This window comes from Spiroplasma diminutum CUAS-1, assembly GCF_000439455.1.
Classification (GTDB): Bacteria; Bacillota_I; Bacilli_A; order Mycoplasmatales; family Mycoplasmataceae; genus Spiroplasma_A; species Spiroplasma_A diminutum.
Window position 1 is genome coordinate 75,390 of sequence record NC_021833.1, and the last position, 15,975, is coordinate 91,364.

The window sequence follows — 15,975 nt, forward strand, 5'->3', positions numbered from 1 at the left end:
AGAATAGGTAAGAAAATAAGGTGATAGTATGTCATTTGCAATGGAAGTGAAAGAAGAAATTTTAAATCATACATTTACACATGAGCAAAAGATAATGCTTTTATCTGGTTTTATAAAATATAATGGTGAACTAATATATACAAATAATAGAGCTGCATTAAAATTGACAAATACAAGCAATCAAGTTATAAGGAATATATTTACCATATTAAAAACTATATATGACGGAAACGTTGAAATATCAATTATTCAAATTCAAAAACTTAGAAAAAATAAAATTTATCAATTATTATTAACTGATAGAGTTTTAGAGTTTCTAAGTGAAAATGATATTTTTCATCCCGGTTTAAATAACAAAGTTATTGAAATGAACTTAGAAAAATATGAAAAAAAAATATGAGAAGAATTAACAAGAGCATATATTTCAGGAATTTTTATAGCCGTAGGAAGTGTTAATTCACCTGAAACTACAAATTATCATTTAGAGTTTCAATTTAAAGAGGAGGAGTCTTCTATCTATATAGTTAAGACTCTTAAAAAATACAGATTTAATTTTAAAGTAACAAATAAAAAAAATAAATTTGTTTGCTATGCTAAAAAATCAATTGTTGTTTCTGACTTTCTAAAATTTATGGATGCTTCAATTTCTGTAATGAAATTTGAGAATACAAGAATAAATAGAGATGTGAGTAACAACATAAATAGAATGATTAATATTGATATTTATAATCAACAAAAATCCTCTTTAACAGGATCAAAACAAATAGAAGAAATTAAATTAATACAAAGAAATAATCTCATGTTAGAGCTTTCACCAAAAGCACAGTTACTTTCTGAAATAAGATTAGAAAATCCGGATGCTTCCTTTTCGGAATTAGAGTACCTGATGAATGAAAAAAAAGTATTAATTACAAAATCAGGAATAAGCAACTTATTTAAAATAATAAGTAAGTTGGCAAATACAATTGGAGAATAAAAATGGAAAAAGACATAATTAAAACATTTAGTAAAAATATGAAAAAAATAAGGGTAGATGCACAATTAACTCAAGAGGAATTAAGTTTTAGTTCTGAGTTACATAGAAATTACATTTCTGATGCAGAGAGAGGTAAAAGAAATATCTCACTAAAATCAGTCGAAAAGATTGCAAAAGCACTAAATGTACAGCCAATTGAATTTTTTAGGGAAATTAAAGAATAATTAAAAGTAAAAGCAGAACTTAGGTTCTGCTTTTACTTTTAAAATATTATAACTTTTGTCAAATTATCAAATTCAGGGTTATTTCTTATTTTTTTATAACCATTATATAATACAAATGCCCTAAAGCCTTTTGATCTTAAACTTTTGTAAATTGATAAGTGACTTCTTGAATCCTCATCTATTATAAGTATTTTTGATTTTTTATCTAAAACTTTAAAATATTTAAAATTAAATGTAGTTATAGGAATATTTATTGTTCCCTCAAGATGATTTTCTTTATAAGAGAGTGAGTTTCTTATATCAATAACTTGTCAATTTTTGTTTTTTAGGATATTACTTAGTTTTTTGCTACTCTTTGTCTTATATTTCTTTTTAAATGAATTTGTTTTAAATATTTTTTCCAAAAATTTAAATACATAATCTAATCATTGCATCTTTAATCACCAATAATATTATATATTTATTTGTTTCTTTAAACTATAAGTTGTAAAATATATTATATAAGAGGAAAGAAAAAATGAGAATAACACCAGAACAAGAGTTTAACAATATAAACAATAGAGCTAATCAAAAACCAAAAAGAAACCCTTTAGGAGTTTTATTTTGGTATCTTAGTTTTTTATTAATAATTCCAGCATTGATACATCTTGGAAATATAAATAAATTAAAAAAATTAAATATAAAAGTTTCAGAAGCAGAGTCTGGAATTGATGTACAACTTAAAAATAGAAGAGATACTTTAATAAAATTGATTGAAGCAGTTCAAGGATCTATGAAATTTGAAAAAGAGCTTTTATCAAATTTAACTTCAATGAGAACGGGAGTTAGTGTAGAGAGCATGGGAAAAAATGCAGCAATGTTAGATAGAGTTTCAAAACAAGTAACAATGCAACTTGAAAACTATCCAGATATCAAATCTGCACAATTAGTGAAGGAACTTATGTCTTCAACAAAAGATATTGAAGATAATATTGCAGCGGCAAGAAGAATTTATAATTCAAATGTAAGTGTATTTAACCAAACAATAGATGTTTTTCCATCAAATTCAGCAGCAGCACAATTAGGATATTCATTTAAATCTTTATTTGAAATTACTGATTTTGAAAGACAAGACATTAAAATTGAATTTTAAAAGTAGGATATTAGGGTATGAAAATTAATCAAAATTTACAGAATGATGTAGAGAAAGTTTTTTGGGAAAATACAGAATTAAATATTATATTGAAAAAAATTTTATTTAATAAGGTTTTACTTATATTTTGAAATATATTGTTAGTTGTAATATTTTTAGGTTCTCTAGGAGTATTAATTTTTAATTTAATTTCAAGTAATCAAAATGGTCAATTAAATATAATAGCTATATCAACATTATTTTTTGGAACTTTATTGAGTTTAATTATTATTGTATTTACAATAAGAAAATCAAAAAAATTAAGCCTTCTTTTAAATGAAAAGATTTTTAGTGGAAAAAAACTTGATTTAGTTTATAAAAACTATTTTGAATTTAATTTCAAAGCACATGGCTTAAGCGAAATAGAACTTAATTTAGTTAATCCTGAATTTAAAATTGAAAAAATTTGAAACAGTTATAAAACTTATCTAAATACTAAGGATGCACCTTTTAAAACTCAATCAATTAATTCAATCAATTTCACTTTTAATAATCAAAGAGGAAGTTTTGTAATTAATAATCCTATTCGTTTTATAGAGAGAAAGAGAACATATAATAACTCAAAAAATGGATCAAAATACAAAACAGTTACTACAAAATTCTCAAGTAGTAATTTATTCTTAGAATCAAATAAATATTCAGAAAATTTTAGAGGTATTAAAGTTAAAAAAAGTGGAAAATTAAAGGGAGATTATAAATCAGAGTCTGTTCTATTTAATGACAAATACTCAACAAATTTTTCATCAACAGATCTAAAAGCAACTCAGTTTCTAACACCTATCGCATTAGATAAACTTTCGAATTTAGAATTAAATGGTTTTAATGCTTTAGGAATTAATAATGAAGTTTATGTAGAAAAGTATAAAGTTGGAAAAGATATATTTCCAATTGGAATCTTTGATTTTACAAAGTTATTTACAAAAAGCAATTTAATTCAACTTGTTTCAAAAAAAATTATTTTAGAATTTGAAATGCTTTTGGATTCTCTTGAATATATTTCATATATGAAATAGTTTCTGAATTGAAAGGTAACAATTATGAGTAATTTAAAATTACAAGAAAATATAAAAAATATTTTCGAAATGGATATTAATTTAAAAAATATTATAAAGACGATAGTAAATTTAAAAAAGAAAGTACTTTTATTTTCAGTACTTTTATTTTTATCTATTTTTATAATTACTGGTTTATTTATTATATGCTTTATTCTATTTGATAATATTTGAATATCATCAATAATATTCACAGTAGTATCTATTATTACCATGATTACTTTAATTATAGTAATTTTTAAATTTTTAAAAAAAATTAAATTTAGTACTGAAATTTTAAATAAAAATCTTTATGAAAATAATAATATTCAGAAGCTATATGAAGATTATTTCAATGCAAATATATCTACTAATGAATTAGAAAGTTTTAAATTTATATATCTAAATTCAAAAATTACTATAAATGAAATAGAGCAGGATTATCATTATTTTTTAAAGAATAAGGATGAACCAATTCTAAGTAATAAAATTAATTATTTTGAATTTTTTTATAGAGGAATCAAAGGTTTCTTTCAAATTAATGAACCTATTCATTTTATTCATTATGAAACAACAACAGACTCTTCTGGAAAAACTATTACAGAGAAAAAGATAACTAAATTTTCAAGTGATCAATTGTTTTATAATAATGAAAAATATATTACAAACTATAATGGTTTTAAAATACAATCAAAAATCAAATTAAAAGGGGATTATAAAACGGAGTCTGTTATTTTCAACAAAAAATATACAACAAATCTTAATTCTTCTGATATAAAGTCAACTAAGTTTCTAACACCTTATGCTATAGATTTACTTTCAAATATTGAAGATAAGGACTTTTATAAATTAGGTATTGAAAAGCAGCTTTATGTTGAAAAGTATAAAATTGGAAAAGATATTTTACCAATAGGTATTTTGGATCTAACTATGTTATTTAATGAGAATAAATTAATGGCTTTAATTGAAAATAAAATAATTTCAGATTTTAATTTATTTACTAGATCAATTGCTTATATAAGTTTTCTTAAATAGATTTAAAAAGAGAATGATTAAAAGAAATCATTCTCTTTTTATTTCAAATGTAGTATTATATATTTAATGAATGGAGGCCTTGTATGAATTTACTTGCCGGAACAGCTTCACAACAAACGCTAGCAAATCAAATAATTTTGGGTTTTGAAATTCTAGGTTTAGTTATATCAGTATTAATGATAATTGTTGGTTTAGTACAGAACAAAAGTTCTCAAACTGGTTTAAGTGCTCTTAATGGGGGAAATGATGAATTATTTTCCAATTCTAAAGAGCGTGGAGTAGATAAAACAACATCTATTTGAATGTTCAGTTTAGGAATCACACTATTTATAATTACAATTGTAATAGGAATTATTTCAAACACTGTTCTGCGTTAATAGTGTTTTTTTTAATAGAAAGAAATGTTATGAAAAATATAATACTATCTCAAGGAGAAAAAAAAGAAAAAATACACTTAAATGATTTATTGAAAAAAATATCAGCAGATCATGAAAGTGTAACAACTGTATTAAAAGAACTTCAAGAAGAACATTTAATAGGTTGAACAAAAGAAAATGTAATATACTTTGTTGGTAAAACATATAAATTAGGTTCAATTAAAATAAATGATAAAGGTTTTGGTTTTGTAAAAGAATTCAATAGCGATGATGAAGATTTTTTTGTTCCACCAAATGCGCTTCATGGGGCAATAACTTCCGATGAAGTAATTTTTACAGTTCAAAAAGAAAATGATGATAGATTTAAAGCTACAATTGAAGATATTACTCTAAGATCTAAAACATCTCTTGTTGGAGAAATTGTAAAAAGTAAAGATGGAAGATTTTTAGATTTCATTCCAAATGAACCAGGATTTAAAAATTATAGAATTGTTATGGTTAATTTAAAAGATTACACATTAAAAGAAGACTTAATTTTAAAAGTGAAACTCCTAGATGTAAGAGACAGAAAATTATTTGTTAGAATTCAAAAAGTAATTGGTGATGCAAATAAAGCAATTGATAGAATTATTTCTATAGCATATGAATACGATATTAAGCCTGAATTTAATAAATTAACAATAGAAAATGCAAATGAAGTTGCAAAACCAATAGACTATAATGATTTCAAAATTAAAAGAAGACTTGCAAATTCATTAGTCGATAAGAATTTAGTTACTATTGATGGAGTGGACTCAAAAGATTTAGACGATGCCATATATGTTGAAAAAATACAAGGTGGGTATAAACTTATTGTTGCAATTGCTGATGTAAGTTATTATGTAACTCCATTTTCTCCTCTCGATAATACAGCATTATTTAGAGGTAATTCAGTCTATCTTGCAAATAAAGTTATCCCAATGCTTCCAGAAAAATTATCAAATGGAGTATGTAGTTTGAACCCTAATGAAGAAAAGCTTTGCATGGTTGCAGAAATTGATTTTGATTTAAATGGAAAAGTTATTTCAAAAAAAGTTTATGAATCAATAATGGTTTCAAAAGCAAGATTAACATATAAAGAAGTTAATGAACTTTATAAAAATAATCAATCCACTAGAAGTAAAGAAATAATTGAAATGTTGATGACTGCAAAAGAGTTGCATCAAATAATTGATAATGAAAGATCAAAAAGAGGAGCAATTGAATTTGAAATAGCAGAACCTAAAATAATATTGGATAAAGATTCAAATGTTATTGAAATTGCAAAACGTGATAGGGGTATTAGTGAAAAACTAATTGAAAATTTTATGGTTAGTGCAAATGAATGTGTTGCAAGTGTGATCTTTAATAAAGAACTTCCATTTTTATATAGAAACCATGATGTTCCAAAAGAAGAAAATTTAATTGAATGACATTCAATTTTAAGAGCTCTAGGAATCAATGTAAAATTAAGTGATCTAGATAAAATAAATCCTAAAACAATTAAAGATGCTCTTCAACAAATTGAAGAGCAAATTAAAGATTCAACAGAAAGAGATGTAATAAATGTTACATTACTTAAATTTATGGAAAAGGCAGCTTATGAATTAGAAAACATAGGGCACTTTGGTTTAGCAAGTAATTGTTATACACATTTTACAAGTCCTATTAGAAGATATAGTGATTTAATTGTTCATAGATATTTAAAACAATATCTTGTTGATAAAGACTTGAGAGATTTTAAATTAGAACAAAATGAAAAATTTGTTTTAAAAGCATGTTCTATAATAAATGATACAGAAAAAAAGGCAGTCTCTGCTGAAAGAGAAGTTAATAAAGTATGTATGGCAGAGTATATGCAATCAAAAATCGGACAAGAATTTGAAGGTATCATAGCTGCGGTTTTAAAATTTGGAATATTTGTACAATTAGATAATTGTGTTGAAGGATTAATACATATATCAGAATTACCTGAATTTACTTTTGATGATAAAACAAGCATTATGGTAAATAAGCAAAATAAAATATTTAGACTTGGTCAAAAAATTAAGATTAAAGTCAAAAATGCTGATGTTAAAAAAAGGATTATTGACTTTGTTCTTGCTTAATGGTGGTGAATAAAATGGGTGAACATATATTATTAAAAAATAAAAAGGCTTATTTTAATTATGAAATATTAGATACTTGAGAAGCTGGGATTGTTTTAACAGGACCGGAAATTAAATCAATAAGAAATAAGGATGTATCAATTGATGAATCATTTATTCTTATTAGAAAAGGACAAGTAGAAATATTAAACATGAATATAAAAAATTATGAATTTGCAAATTATGTCAAACAAGAAACAACAAGAACTAGACTTTTATTATTGCATAAAGAAGAAACTAAAAAAATATTAAAAAGAGTTCAATTAGAAAATTTAACAATAGTGCCTCTTAAATTATATTTAAAAGGCAATTATGCTAAATTAGAAATAGGTTTGGGAAAAGGTAAAAAACTTATTGATAAAAGAGAAACTATAAAACAAAGAGATATTGAAAGAAAATTAAATAAAATTAAGTAAAAGAATATATTTTCTTTTATTTTTTATTTCCTACTATAAGTTTATTTAAATTAATAATGTAAAATAAAATTAATGCAAAGAAAGGCAATATAAAATAATTAAGGGGGAAAAATATGTTAGATGAAATACTTTTAAATGAATTAAAGGTAATTTTTGGTGATGATAAAAATATAATAGGAAAAGCAGCAAAAAATGCTAGAAGTAGAAATTGAGCAAGAGTAATTTTTATTGTATTTATTTTAATAGCATTATTAGATCTTTGTGCAATTTTAATTTTAAAGAATAATAAAATTGCATTTACTATTATTATTCCAATAAGTTTATTCGGGATTCTTTTAGTTTTTTTAACAAGGCTTTTATTACCAAAAATAAGAATAAGATTATCAAAAAATTTGAATAGATATTTTGGAAGTGATGACAGATTAAAGAAAATATATGAAAAATATTTAACAAAGCAATTGGAGATTTATGGAATAAGGGATGTTAAATTTTATCAACTAAATTTTGATAGTTCATGTGTAAGAACTTCAAAATCTCGTAATAGTTATTTATCATCATTACCTGCTCCTAGTGTAAAAACAGATTTAAATTATATAAGTTTTATTTTTAATAATAAAGAGACCATATTTAGAATTGATAAACCAGTATTACATTCTCAAGCAGAATATGGTGAATCATTTTCTGAAAAAAGAAATAGAAGAACTTCATTAATTTCATCTATTGATAACATTTTTATTAAAAATGAAAAACTTCAACAAGAATGTTACGATTTGAAAATAAGAATAGCAGGAAGGTTTGCAGGAGAATATAAAACTGAATCAATTGAATTTAATAATAGATATTCAACTAATTTAACCTCTAATGATGCAGCAGGACCTAAATTTTTAACTCCAATAGTTTTAGATACATTATCAGGATTGGCAGATATAGATTTTTTTTCAATGGGTGTCAATGATAGAGTTTACATGCAAAAAGTAATTATATCTCAAGAAATATATCCAATTGGAATCTTTGATTTCACAAAACTTAGAAATAAGAAAGATGTTTTTGAATTAATAACAAAAAAAATGACTTTAGAATTAGATTTAATTAGAAGGTCATTATCTTATATATCAACTATAAGATAGAAAGTAATAAAAATGTATTCTTTAAAAAGAATACATTTTTATTACTGGGGTTTTATATTGGGATCTCTTAAATCCCTTTCGTCAGTTTTTTTATTTTCTTTATCTTTATCTTTTTCTGACATTATAATTATTCCACTTGCTAATGTTAATCCTCCACCAATTAGTCCAATAAAATTTGAAAAACCAACTAATATTTTTATTGAACCAATAATTATTTGAAATATTCCTAATAAATAAGGATTTTTTAGATTCTTTTTAAATAACATTATTAGAATAAATATATTTATAATAGTCGAAATACCAAAAATTATTGCAATTATAATTAGAAATACATTATAAAATGGACCGATTTCTTTAACTTCTTCTAATGCATATTTTTTTAATAAAGATATAACTAAAAATGTAATTAATAAAGCTAAGCTATCTATAATTAATGATGTTATAGCTCCAGCTACCCCTAATGTTTTTGCTCTTTTATCCATATATTACCTTTCTTAAACGTATAAGTTTATTTTAATATATAAATTAATAGATTTAGAAATATTTAAATATTGTTTTATAATATATTTATGGGGGTGTCCTGGTTTCGACAGGATACAGCTGACTCATAACTGCAGTGGTTTGGTAGACCTTAATACTTCTAGGTTTGATAAAATGCAAACGAAGAAAAAAATGAATTTGAAATGCCAGCATTTATGTTCAATAATGCAACAGCTGGAGTTGCTTTAGCAGCTTAATAAACTTTTAAAGTTTATAGCAGTTCAACGTTAAGAAATGTGTTTGTACTTCATTGATTAACGTATTACCTAGTACAATAGAATGAATGATTCTAATGATAAATTTGTTCGAAATACCATCATTAGCGCTATAAATTTAAATCTTGTTGCCTCTGTTGGTTTGTAGTGTAAGTTAGAGACAACTAAACTGTAGATGTTATGGGTTGGAGTATTTTGGACGCGGGTTCGATTCCCGCCATCTCCACCATTTTTTTATGTTTAATTGTTATATAAGAAAGGAATGTAAATTTATGAATATTATAACAATATTAATTACATGTCTTTCTTATACAACAATCATAGCTCTTTGTTACACAATATTTTGGGGCTTAACAAGACATCTGTTTGTTAAGTTAAAAATCTATTATGAAATATTATTAGGTTTTATATTAGGTTTTATTTCAACATTTTCAATTATTATAATGTCACTATTAGGAGCAAATGTTGATAATCTTGGTAGTCTTGGTTTAACAATCTTTTTACCAACTTTTTTATATTGAGTTTCAATATTTTTCATTTCACCATTTTCAAGTATAGGTATATTAATATGTAATATTTTAAATCTTTTAGTATTTTCTTCTTTATTTGGACAATATTTTGGTAAGCCAACAGATACTTGGACTATAATGGTACTAACTTTAGCTTATATAATTCCTTTTTTAACTTATTTATTAAATGTAACTTGAAAAAAATTATCTTATTGATCAAATTGATCAATTACAACTATAGTAATTCTTTTAACAGGACTTATTTGAAGTATAGCCACAATTAATACATCTGCTACACTTTTAAATTTAACAAATCTACTTTTTTGATTAGGAAGTGGTTATTTAACTTATGTATATATTGCAGTTATAAATCAAATATATTTGCATGCTTTAAAATTACAAAATATTGTTACTTATGACAATATTTATTATTTAAATTTTTCTTCAGCACATAATCAAATTTTAAATAAGATACAAGAAACAAAAACTAAATATGGTATATATCTAACGTATTTTATATCTAATTTTGAAAAATTTGAATCAAAAGTGAGTAGTGAAATTAGAGAAGAAGTTGTGCATTCAATTTCTGAACAAAGTTTCAATCTTATAAAAGATGAATTTAAAGATGTAGTTTTTTTTAAACCAAATTATAAAACTTTCGCTGTCTTTATTCCTTTTCAAATGTATGAAGATTTTCAAGAAACTAAAAATAAAGATTTGGAAAACATTAAAAAAGTTTTTTCTAAAATGACTACTAATTTTAAGATTGATAAATACAGAATATCTGTAAAATTAAAATCTGTTTGTTCTTATTATGGAATTCATTCAAATAATTTAGATACTTTATTAGAATATAACAAACATGTTGCCAATAACCTTTTATTGACATATCAAGAACAGAATGTAATTGTAAACCCAATGGAAATTCTTAAAGAAAAAAATCAAAGTAAAAAAATGCTTTCTTTAAACGAAGTTGTTAACTTAAATAAATTTGTTAATCTATTTGAGCCCATATTTTCTTCTGTAAAAAAAGATTTCCAGTCTTATTTTTTAAATGGAATGATTGAAGGATTAGAAATTAATTCAGACCTTTTTGAACAAAAAAATAAACTTATTTTTGATATGGGATTACAATCTTATTTTTTAAGATATATCTCATTGCAATCTTTTAAAAAACTCTCTAAACAAAATAATGAAGTAAGAGCTAAGGATTTTTTTATGGATTATGACAGTGATTATCTTTCAAGTGAGGAATTTGATTCAGAAGAATTTATTTTAAAACTAAAAAATCTTAAAATAAATTTAGAAAAGATTATTTTAAATTTTGATTTAAGTAAGGAAGTAGACAATAAAAGAAAACTTCAAAAAAATATTGAAATACTAAAACAAAAATCAATAAGAGTTTCTGTTTCAAATTTTGGTTCTTTAAAAACTGACTTTGCTTTATTAGACTCGTATAAACCTGAATTTATTTTCTTAGAAAATGAAATTTCAAGAAAAATAAATTATAATAAAGAAAATGAAAACATAGTAATCGAAAGTCTTAAAATTGCAAATAAATTAGAAGCAAAATTAATTGCAACTGGTGTAAATAGCTATATAATTTATAAACATTTAAAATCATTAGGTGTTGAATTATTCAGAGGAGAACTTATTGGAAGTTCTATTGAGCCAAAAGAGGTAATTTCTGATGAACTAAAATACTTATTAAATAAATAATTAGAAAGAGGATGAAGTAAATGTTAGAGAGAGAAGACAATGTAAAAGAATTAAGTAAGCAAATTGAAGCATTAATAATCTCAAATGATTTAAAAAAATTAAGAGATTTAGAAGAAAATAACTATCCACAAGATCTAGCAGAAGCTCTTGAAAAATTAGATGAGAAAATAATTGTTATAGCATTAAGACTTTTTACAACAGATACAAGTAGTGAAATTTTTCCACATTTAGATGCTGATATACAAGAAGAAGTAATTAGCACAATGTCTTCAAAACAAGTTAATGAACTTTTTACAGAATTATATGCAGATGATATCGTAGATATTCTTGAAGAAATGCCTTCAAATATTGTTAAGAAAATTTTAAGATCAGCCACACCAGAAGCTAGGGCGCAGATTAATAGTATATTAAAATATAATGATGATACAGCTGGAAGTATAATGAGTGTTGATTATACAAGATTTAAAGTAAATTGAACTGTAAATGAAGCAATAGATAAAATAAGAGAAAGAGATAATGAGTCAGAAGATCATAATACTTTTTATGTTGTTGATGACTTAAATAATTTAAAAGGAACTATTGAATTAAAAGATTTAGTTTTTTCAAAAGCTGAAACATTAATATCTGAAATAATGGATGAAAGAGTTTTATTTGCTTATACGAAAGATGATCAAGAGACTGTAGCAGATATGTTTAAAAAGTATGATATTACAACTTTGCCAGTTATTAATGTTCAACAAAAATTAGTTGGTATTATTACAGTAGACGATGTATTAGATGTGATTGAAGAAGAAGTTACAGAAGATATTCATAAAATGGCAGGTATTAATCCAACAGATGATGAATATTTCAAAACTAGTGTTTGAAAAATGGTTAGATCAAGAAGTGTATGATTAATATTTTTAATGATAACAGCTACTTTATCTCAAATTGTTTTTTCTATTTTTATGCATATTTATTATGTAAAGGATACAAATAATATCAATAATATAGTAATGTTCTTATTAACTCCGTTATTAACAGTTATTTCTGGAACTACTGGAAATGCTGGAACTCAATCTTCAACAATGGTTGTAAGAGCCTTGTCACTTAGAGAAGTTGAAACAAAAGACTTTACTAGAGTAATGTGAAAGGAATTTAGAGTTGCATTAGTAACTGGTTTAATACTTGTTAGTGTTAATTTTATTAGAATGATAGTTATATACTCAATAGAATTCAAAGGTGATCTAAGTGAACCAGTTCTATGATACACAATTGCAACATTTTCTATTTCAATGTATGTTGCATTAATAATGGCTAAATTAATTGGAGGAACACTACCAATTATTGCAAAGAAATTAAAAATTGATCCAGCTATAATGGCCTCACCATTATTAACAACAATTGTTGATGCTTTATCAACTGCATTATTCTTTGCAATTGGTTTAATTTTCTTTGTAAGTTATATTAATTAGGAGAATTAAAATGAGATTAAGAAATAAAAATTGAACAAAAAACTATATTGAAGAAAATTTAAATAAGATGATAACTCTAAATGGGAAAGTAAATCCAACAAAAGTATTTGATAAAAACCAAGATACTTTTTTAGAAGTAGGTTGTGGTAAAGGTCAATTTATTATTGGACAAGCTAATAAAAATAAAGATAAAAATTACATAGCTATGGAAAAAGAAACTACAGTGATAGGAGTAGCTTTAAAAAAAGCAATGACAACAGAAAGTTTTGATTCATCAAATTTAATATTTTTAAATAGATACGCAGAAAACTTATTGGATATTTTCGAACCTAATTCTTTAAAAGGGATATTTCTTAATTTTTCTGATCCATGACCAAAGGCAAAACATTATAAAAAAAGACTAACATATATAAAATTTTTGGAAATATATTGGGAGTTATTACAAGATAATGGAATAATTGAAATAAAAACTGATAATGATAAATTATATGATTTTAGTTTAGAAGAAATTGAAAAATCAAAGTTTAAAATAGTTTACAATACAAATGATTTATATTCTAATGATGAACTATTAAAAGATAATATTGCAACTGAGTATGAGCAAAAATTTTGCTCATTGGGAAAAAATATTAATAAAATAGTAATAAAAAAAGAGGTTTAATCCTTCAGAGGAACCTCTTTTTTTGGTGGATTATTTAAAAAATTTAAATATGATTTTTTAAATTCTAAATTTTCTGAAATTAAATATCTTGTAGTTTCAAAAAATAAGTATAAATAAATATAATTTATAAAAAATAATATAAAAAATATTCATCAAACTTCTTTTGCATTTTCAGATCAACTAACTTTATTTATCATAGACCCACTTGTCAATTCAATAAAGAATGCTCCAACTGTAAAAATACTAATAAATATTATTATAAATCTATTTTTTATTACATTTAATTCTTGCTCTTTTGATTCTAAATTTGTAGTAATCTCCATATTATAGAATAACGAAATTGAAGATTTACTTAGATTAGTTAAAGTAGATATTAAGTAAACTAATATAAAATTAAGATTTATTTGACAAAATAACGATATTTTGTTTTTTGTAGATAAAGGAAGACTTAAAAGTATTATTGAAAATATTACAATAAGTGATAGAGTAATTGAACCAAATCAAAGTATTGGTTTTCTTAAGTCCTTTTTAATTATTTTGAAATCCATTTTTTTCACCTTTTTTAATTATATAAAAGATATCGCACTGTTTTGCAAAAAGATTTTAATAAATTTACAAAAAGTATTACTTTTTTTCAAATAAAGTCATATAATAGATTTGTAAATAAAGTAAAATGCTTTTATAAGTCAGCATATTGGGCTGATGTTTCTACAATGTACCTATACATTTCTAAAAGTATACATAGAAAGGAGTAAACTTTTTCAGCAGTGATATTAGAAAGTTTACTCTTTTTTTACAAATATAATAGCAAGAGCTTATTTACGCCAAAACTTAATAAAAATAAAACACTATTAAAATATTTAGGGAAATTTATAATAGAAGATTTATTATAAATTATGAAAGGTAAATAATACAATGAAAAAATTAATATCAGGATTAATGGCAGTAGCAGTTGTTGGTTCAAGTGCTTCAACTGTTGTTGCGTGTGTTAAAAAATATAAACCATACAATGAAATATATCTTGTAACAGATGCAGGAAAAATTAATGATAAATCATTTAACCAATCAGGATATGATGGTGGAAATGAAATAATGAATTTACTAGGAGTTAATGAAGATAAACAATACGATGGAATTGGGTATTTCCAACCAGCAACTTTAAGTGAATTGAAAGATGGATACAGAAATGCAGCAGATTCTGGTGCAAAAACTCTTATCTTACCTGGATTTAAACATAATGAAGATAATTTAAAAACAGCATCAGAACTTATTGGAAAAAACAATGGAAATACAATCTTATTAGATGGTACTGCAACAGATGCAAGTGGAAAAGCAATTGAAAACTCTGTTGGGTTCTTATTTAGAGCTGATATATCTGCATTCTATTCAGGAATGGCTTCAATTATATGATCATTAGCAAATGGAAATTATAATACAGCTAATGATGGTGAATTGAAATTAGCAACATTTGGTGGAATTCCTAATGGAAAAGCTGTTGATAACTTTATGCATGGTTATCTAGCATCAATTGACGCTTATAATACGTTAAAAGCTGAAGAAAAAGGAAAGGAAGCAATTAAAACTTTACTTACATCAGCAGGAGCAGAGGAAAATTCACTTGATAAACTTTTAAATGTAAATGTTTCAAGAATTAGTTCGCAAGACGGAAGTAAAGACCTAGAAAATATTAATTTCTTTACTAATAGTTTTGATGCAGGAAAAGGTACTGAAATTTCAAAAAAAATGATTGGACAAGGTGCTAACGTTGTAATGGCAGTTGCCGGTCCACAAACTGGAGACTTACTACAACAAATAAGAGAAGCAAATTCAAAAACATTAGTTGTTGGAGTTGATACTAATCAAGTTGATTCTTATCAAACATATTCAGATAAATTTATTACATCTGCTGAAAAGGATTTAGTATCAGCTACAGTAGCTGGTGCAGCAATGACAACTTATTCAAATAATGAAGCATTTAAAACTGCTGCAGATGAACACATCAAAAAAGCTGTTTTAACAGAAGATCAAGAATCAAAAACTGATTGAAAAGGTGAAACAATTTATATGGGTGGAAAATTCTCTCAAGGTGGAAATAATAAAGTAGATAAAAATTTACATGACGCTATTTCTTTATTATTTAAAGAAGAATATATAATTGCATCTTCAGAATATTATTTTGAAAATGTTAAAGACGCTTGAAATGAGAACTTAGCAACTGATTTTATAACAGCTTATGCAAAAACTATTACAGATAAATTATTAGCTGCTACAGGACCAGAATCAGGAGCAGAATAATAATAACTAATAAATTTCAGATTAAATAACCGGTTTTTATCGGTTATTTATTTGTAAGGA

Annotated in this window: 16 protein-coding genes, 1 other RNA gene and 1 riboswitch; of the genes, 14 read left to right on the forward strand and 3 right to left on the reverse strand. The window is 24.2% G+C overall.

The genetic code is table 4. The features are described from left to right. Positions 1-28 precede the first annotated feature (28 nt). Positions 29-976 carry a DNA-binding protein WhiA gene (gene whiA, locus SDIMI_RS00355; protein WP_020836009.1) on the forward strand — a complete coding sequence of 316 codons (948 nt, stop codon included), beginning with the start codon at positions 29-31 and terminating at the stop codon, positions 974-976. Between the two features lie 2 nt (positions 977-978). Beyond that, the gene (locus SDIMI_RS00360) at positions 979-1,200 is read left to right on the forward strand and encodes a helix-turn-helix domain-containing protein (RefSeq protein WP_020836010.1); all 222 of its coding nucleotides are present in this window, start codon (positions 979-981) and stop codon (positions 1,198-1,200) included. Between the two features lie 38 nt (positions 1,201-1,238). Here SDIMI_RS00360 and SDIMI_RS00365 read toward each other — a convergent pair whose 3' ends face one another. Continuing rightward, complete coding sequence (locus tag SDIMI_RS00365; RefSeq protein WP_020836011.1) at positions 1,239-1,634, reverse strand: rhodanese-like domain-containing protein; 396 nt, start codon at positions 1,632-1,634, stop codon at positions 1,239-1,241. An 83-nt stretch (positions 1,635-1,717) separates the two neighbouring features. Between SDIMI_RS00365 and SDIMI_RS00370 the strand changes: the two genes are divergently transcribed. The 7 genes from SDIMI_RS00370 to SDIMI_RS00400 all read left to right on the forward strand — a co-directional run bounded on the left by SDIMI_RS00370 (position 1,718) and on the right by SDIMI_RS00400 (position 8,522). Beyond that, positions 1,718-2,332, forward strand: coding sequence for a LemA family protein (locus SDIMI_RS00370; RefSeq protein ID WP_020836012.1), 615 nt, complete (start codon positions 1,718-1,720; stop codon positions 2,330-2,332). A 17-nt stretch (positions 2,333-2,349) separates the two neighbouring features. Continuing rightward, positions 2,350-3,384, forward strand: coding sequence for a hypothetical protein (locus SDIMI_RS00375; RefSeq protein ID WP_020836013.1), 1,035 nt, complete (start codon positions 2,350-2,352; stop codon positions 3,382-3,384). A 24-nt stretch (positions 3,385-3,408) separates the two neighbouring features. Then, on the forward strand, positions 3,409-4,437 hold the full coding sequence (locus SDIMI_RS00380) for a hypothetical protein (protein WP_020836014.1): 1,029 nt from the start codon (positions 3,409-3,411) through the stop codon (positions 4,435-4,437). An 83-nt stretch (positions 4,438-4,520) separates the two neighbouring features. Further along, positions 4,521-4,814, forward strand: coding sequence for a preprotein translocase subunit SecG (gene secG / locus SDIMI_RS00385; RefSeq protein ID WP_020836015.1), 294 nt, complete (start codon positions 4,521-4,523; stop codon positions 4,812-4,814). A gap of 29 nt (positions 4,815-4,843) precedes the next feature. Then, positions 4,844-6,940 carry a ribonuclease R gene (gene rnr, locus SDIMI_RS00390; RefSeq protein ID WP_020836016.1) on the forward strand — a complete coding sequence of 699 codons (2,097 nt, stop codon included), beginning with the start codon at positions 4,844-4,846 and terminating at the stop codon, positions 6,938-6,940. A gap of 14 nt (positions 6,941-6,954) precedes the next feature. Further along, positions 6,955-7,395, forward strand: coding sequence for an SsrA-binding protein SmpB (gene smpB / locus SDIMI_RS00395; RefSeq protein WP_020836017.1), 441 nt, complete (start codon positions 6,955-6,957; stop codon positions 7,393-7,395). A gap of 113 nt (positions 7,396-7,508) precedes the next feature. Beyond that, the gene (locus SDIMI_RS00400; protein WP_020836018.1) at positions 7,509-8,522 is read left to right on the forward strand and encodes a hypothetical protein; all 1,014 of its coding nucleotides are present in this window, start codon (positions 7,509-7,511) and stop codon (positions 8,520-8,522) included. Positions 8,523-8,563: 41 nt separating this feature from the next. Here the strand turns inward: SDIMI_RS00400 and SDIMI_RS00405 are convergent, their stop codons facing one another. After that, positions 8,564-9,004 (reverse strand): hypothetical protein, encoded by a 441-nt coding sequence (locus tag SDIMI_RS00405; protein ID WP_020836019.1) that lies wholly within the window; start codon positions 9,002-9,004, stop codon positions 8,564-8,566. 89 nt (positions 9,005-9,093) lie between these two features. Here SDIMI_RS00405 and ssrA point away from each other — a divergent pair. From ssrA to trmB, 4 genes are all read left to right on the forward strand, one after another. Beyond that, positions 9,094-9,506: a transfer-messenger RNA gene (gene ssrA, locus SDIMI_RS04525) on the forward strand. Positions 9,507-9,549: 43 nt separating this feature from the next. Further along, the gene (locus SDIMI_RS00410) at positions 9,550-11,505 is read left to right on the forward strand and encodes an EAL domain-containing protein (RefSeq protein WP_020836020.1); all 1,956 of its coding nucleotides are present in this window, start codon (positions 9,550-9,552) and stop codon (positions 11,503-11,505) included. Between the two features lie 20 nt (positions 11,506-11,525). Then, the gene (mgtE, locus tag SDIMI_RS00415; RefSeq protein WP_020836021.1) at positions 11,526-12,959 is read left to right on the forward strand and encodes a magnesium transporter; all 1,434 of its coding nucleotides are present in this window, start codon (positions 11,526-11,528) and stop codon (positions 12,957-12,959) included. Positions 12,960-12,969: 10 nt separating this feature from the next. Next, complete coding sequence (gene trmB / locus SDIMI_RS00420; protein WP_020836022.1) at positions 12,970-13,620, forward strand: tRNA (guanosine(46)-N7)-methyltransferase TrmB; 651 nt, start codon at positions 12,970-12,972, stop codon at positions 13,618-13,620. On the opposite strand, the gene SDIMI_RS00425 is transcribed toward trmB, so the two are convergent. Continuing rightward, positions 13,617-14,168, reverse strand: coding sequence for a hypothetical protein (locus SDIMI_RS00425; RefSeq protein ID WP_020836023.1), 552 nt, complete (start codon positions 14,166-14,168; stop codon positions 13,617-13,619). The genes trmB and SDIMI_RS00425 overlap by 4 nt on opposite strands. 109 nt (positions 14,169-14,277) lie before the next feature. Next, positions 14,278-14,372: riboswitch (purine riboswitch) on the forward strand. A 163-nt stretch (positions 14,373-14,535) separates the two neighbouring features. Here SDIMI_RS00425 and SDIMI_RS00430 point away from each other — a divergent pair. Further along, positions 14,536-15,915, forward strand: coding sequence for a BMP family ABC transporter substrate-binding protein (locus SDIMI_RS00430; RefSeq protein WP_020836024.1), 1,380 nt, complete (start codon positions 14,536-14,538; stop codon positions 15,913-15,915). The last annotated feature ends 60 nt before the right edge of the window (positions 15,916-15,975 follow it).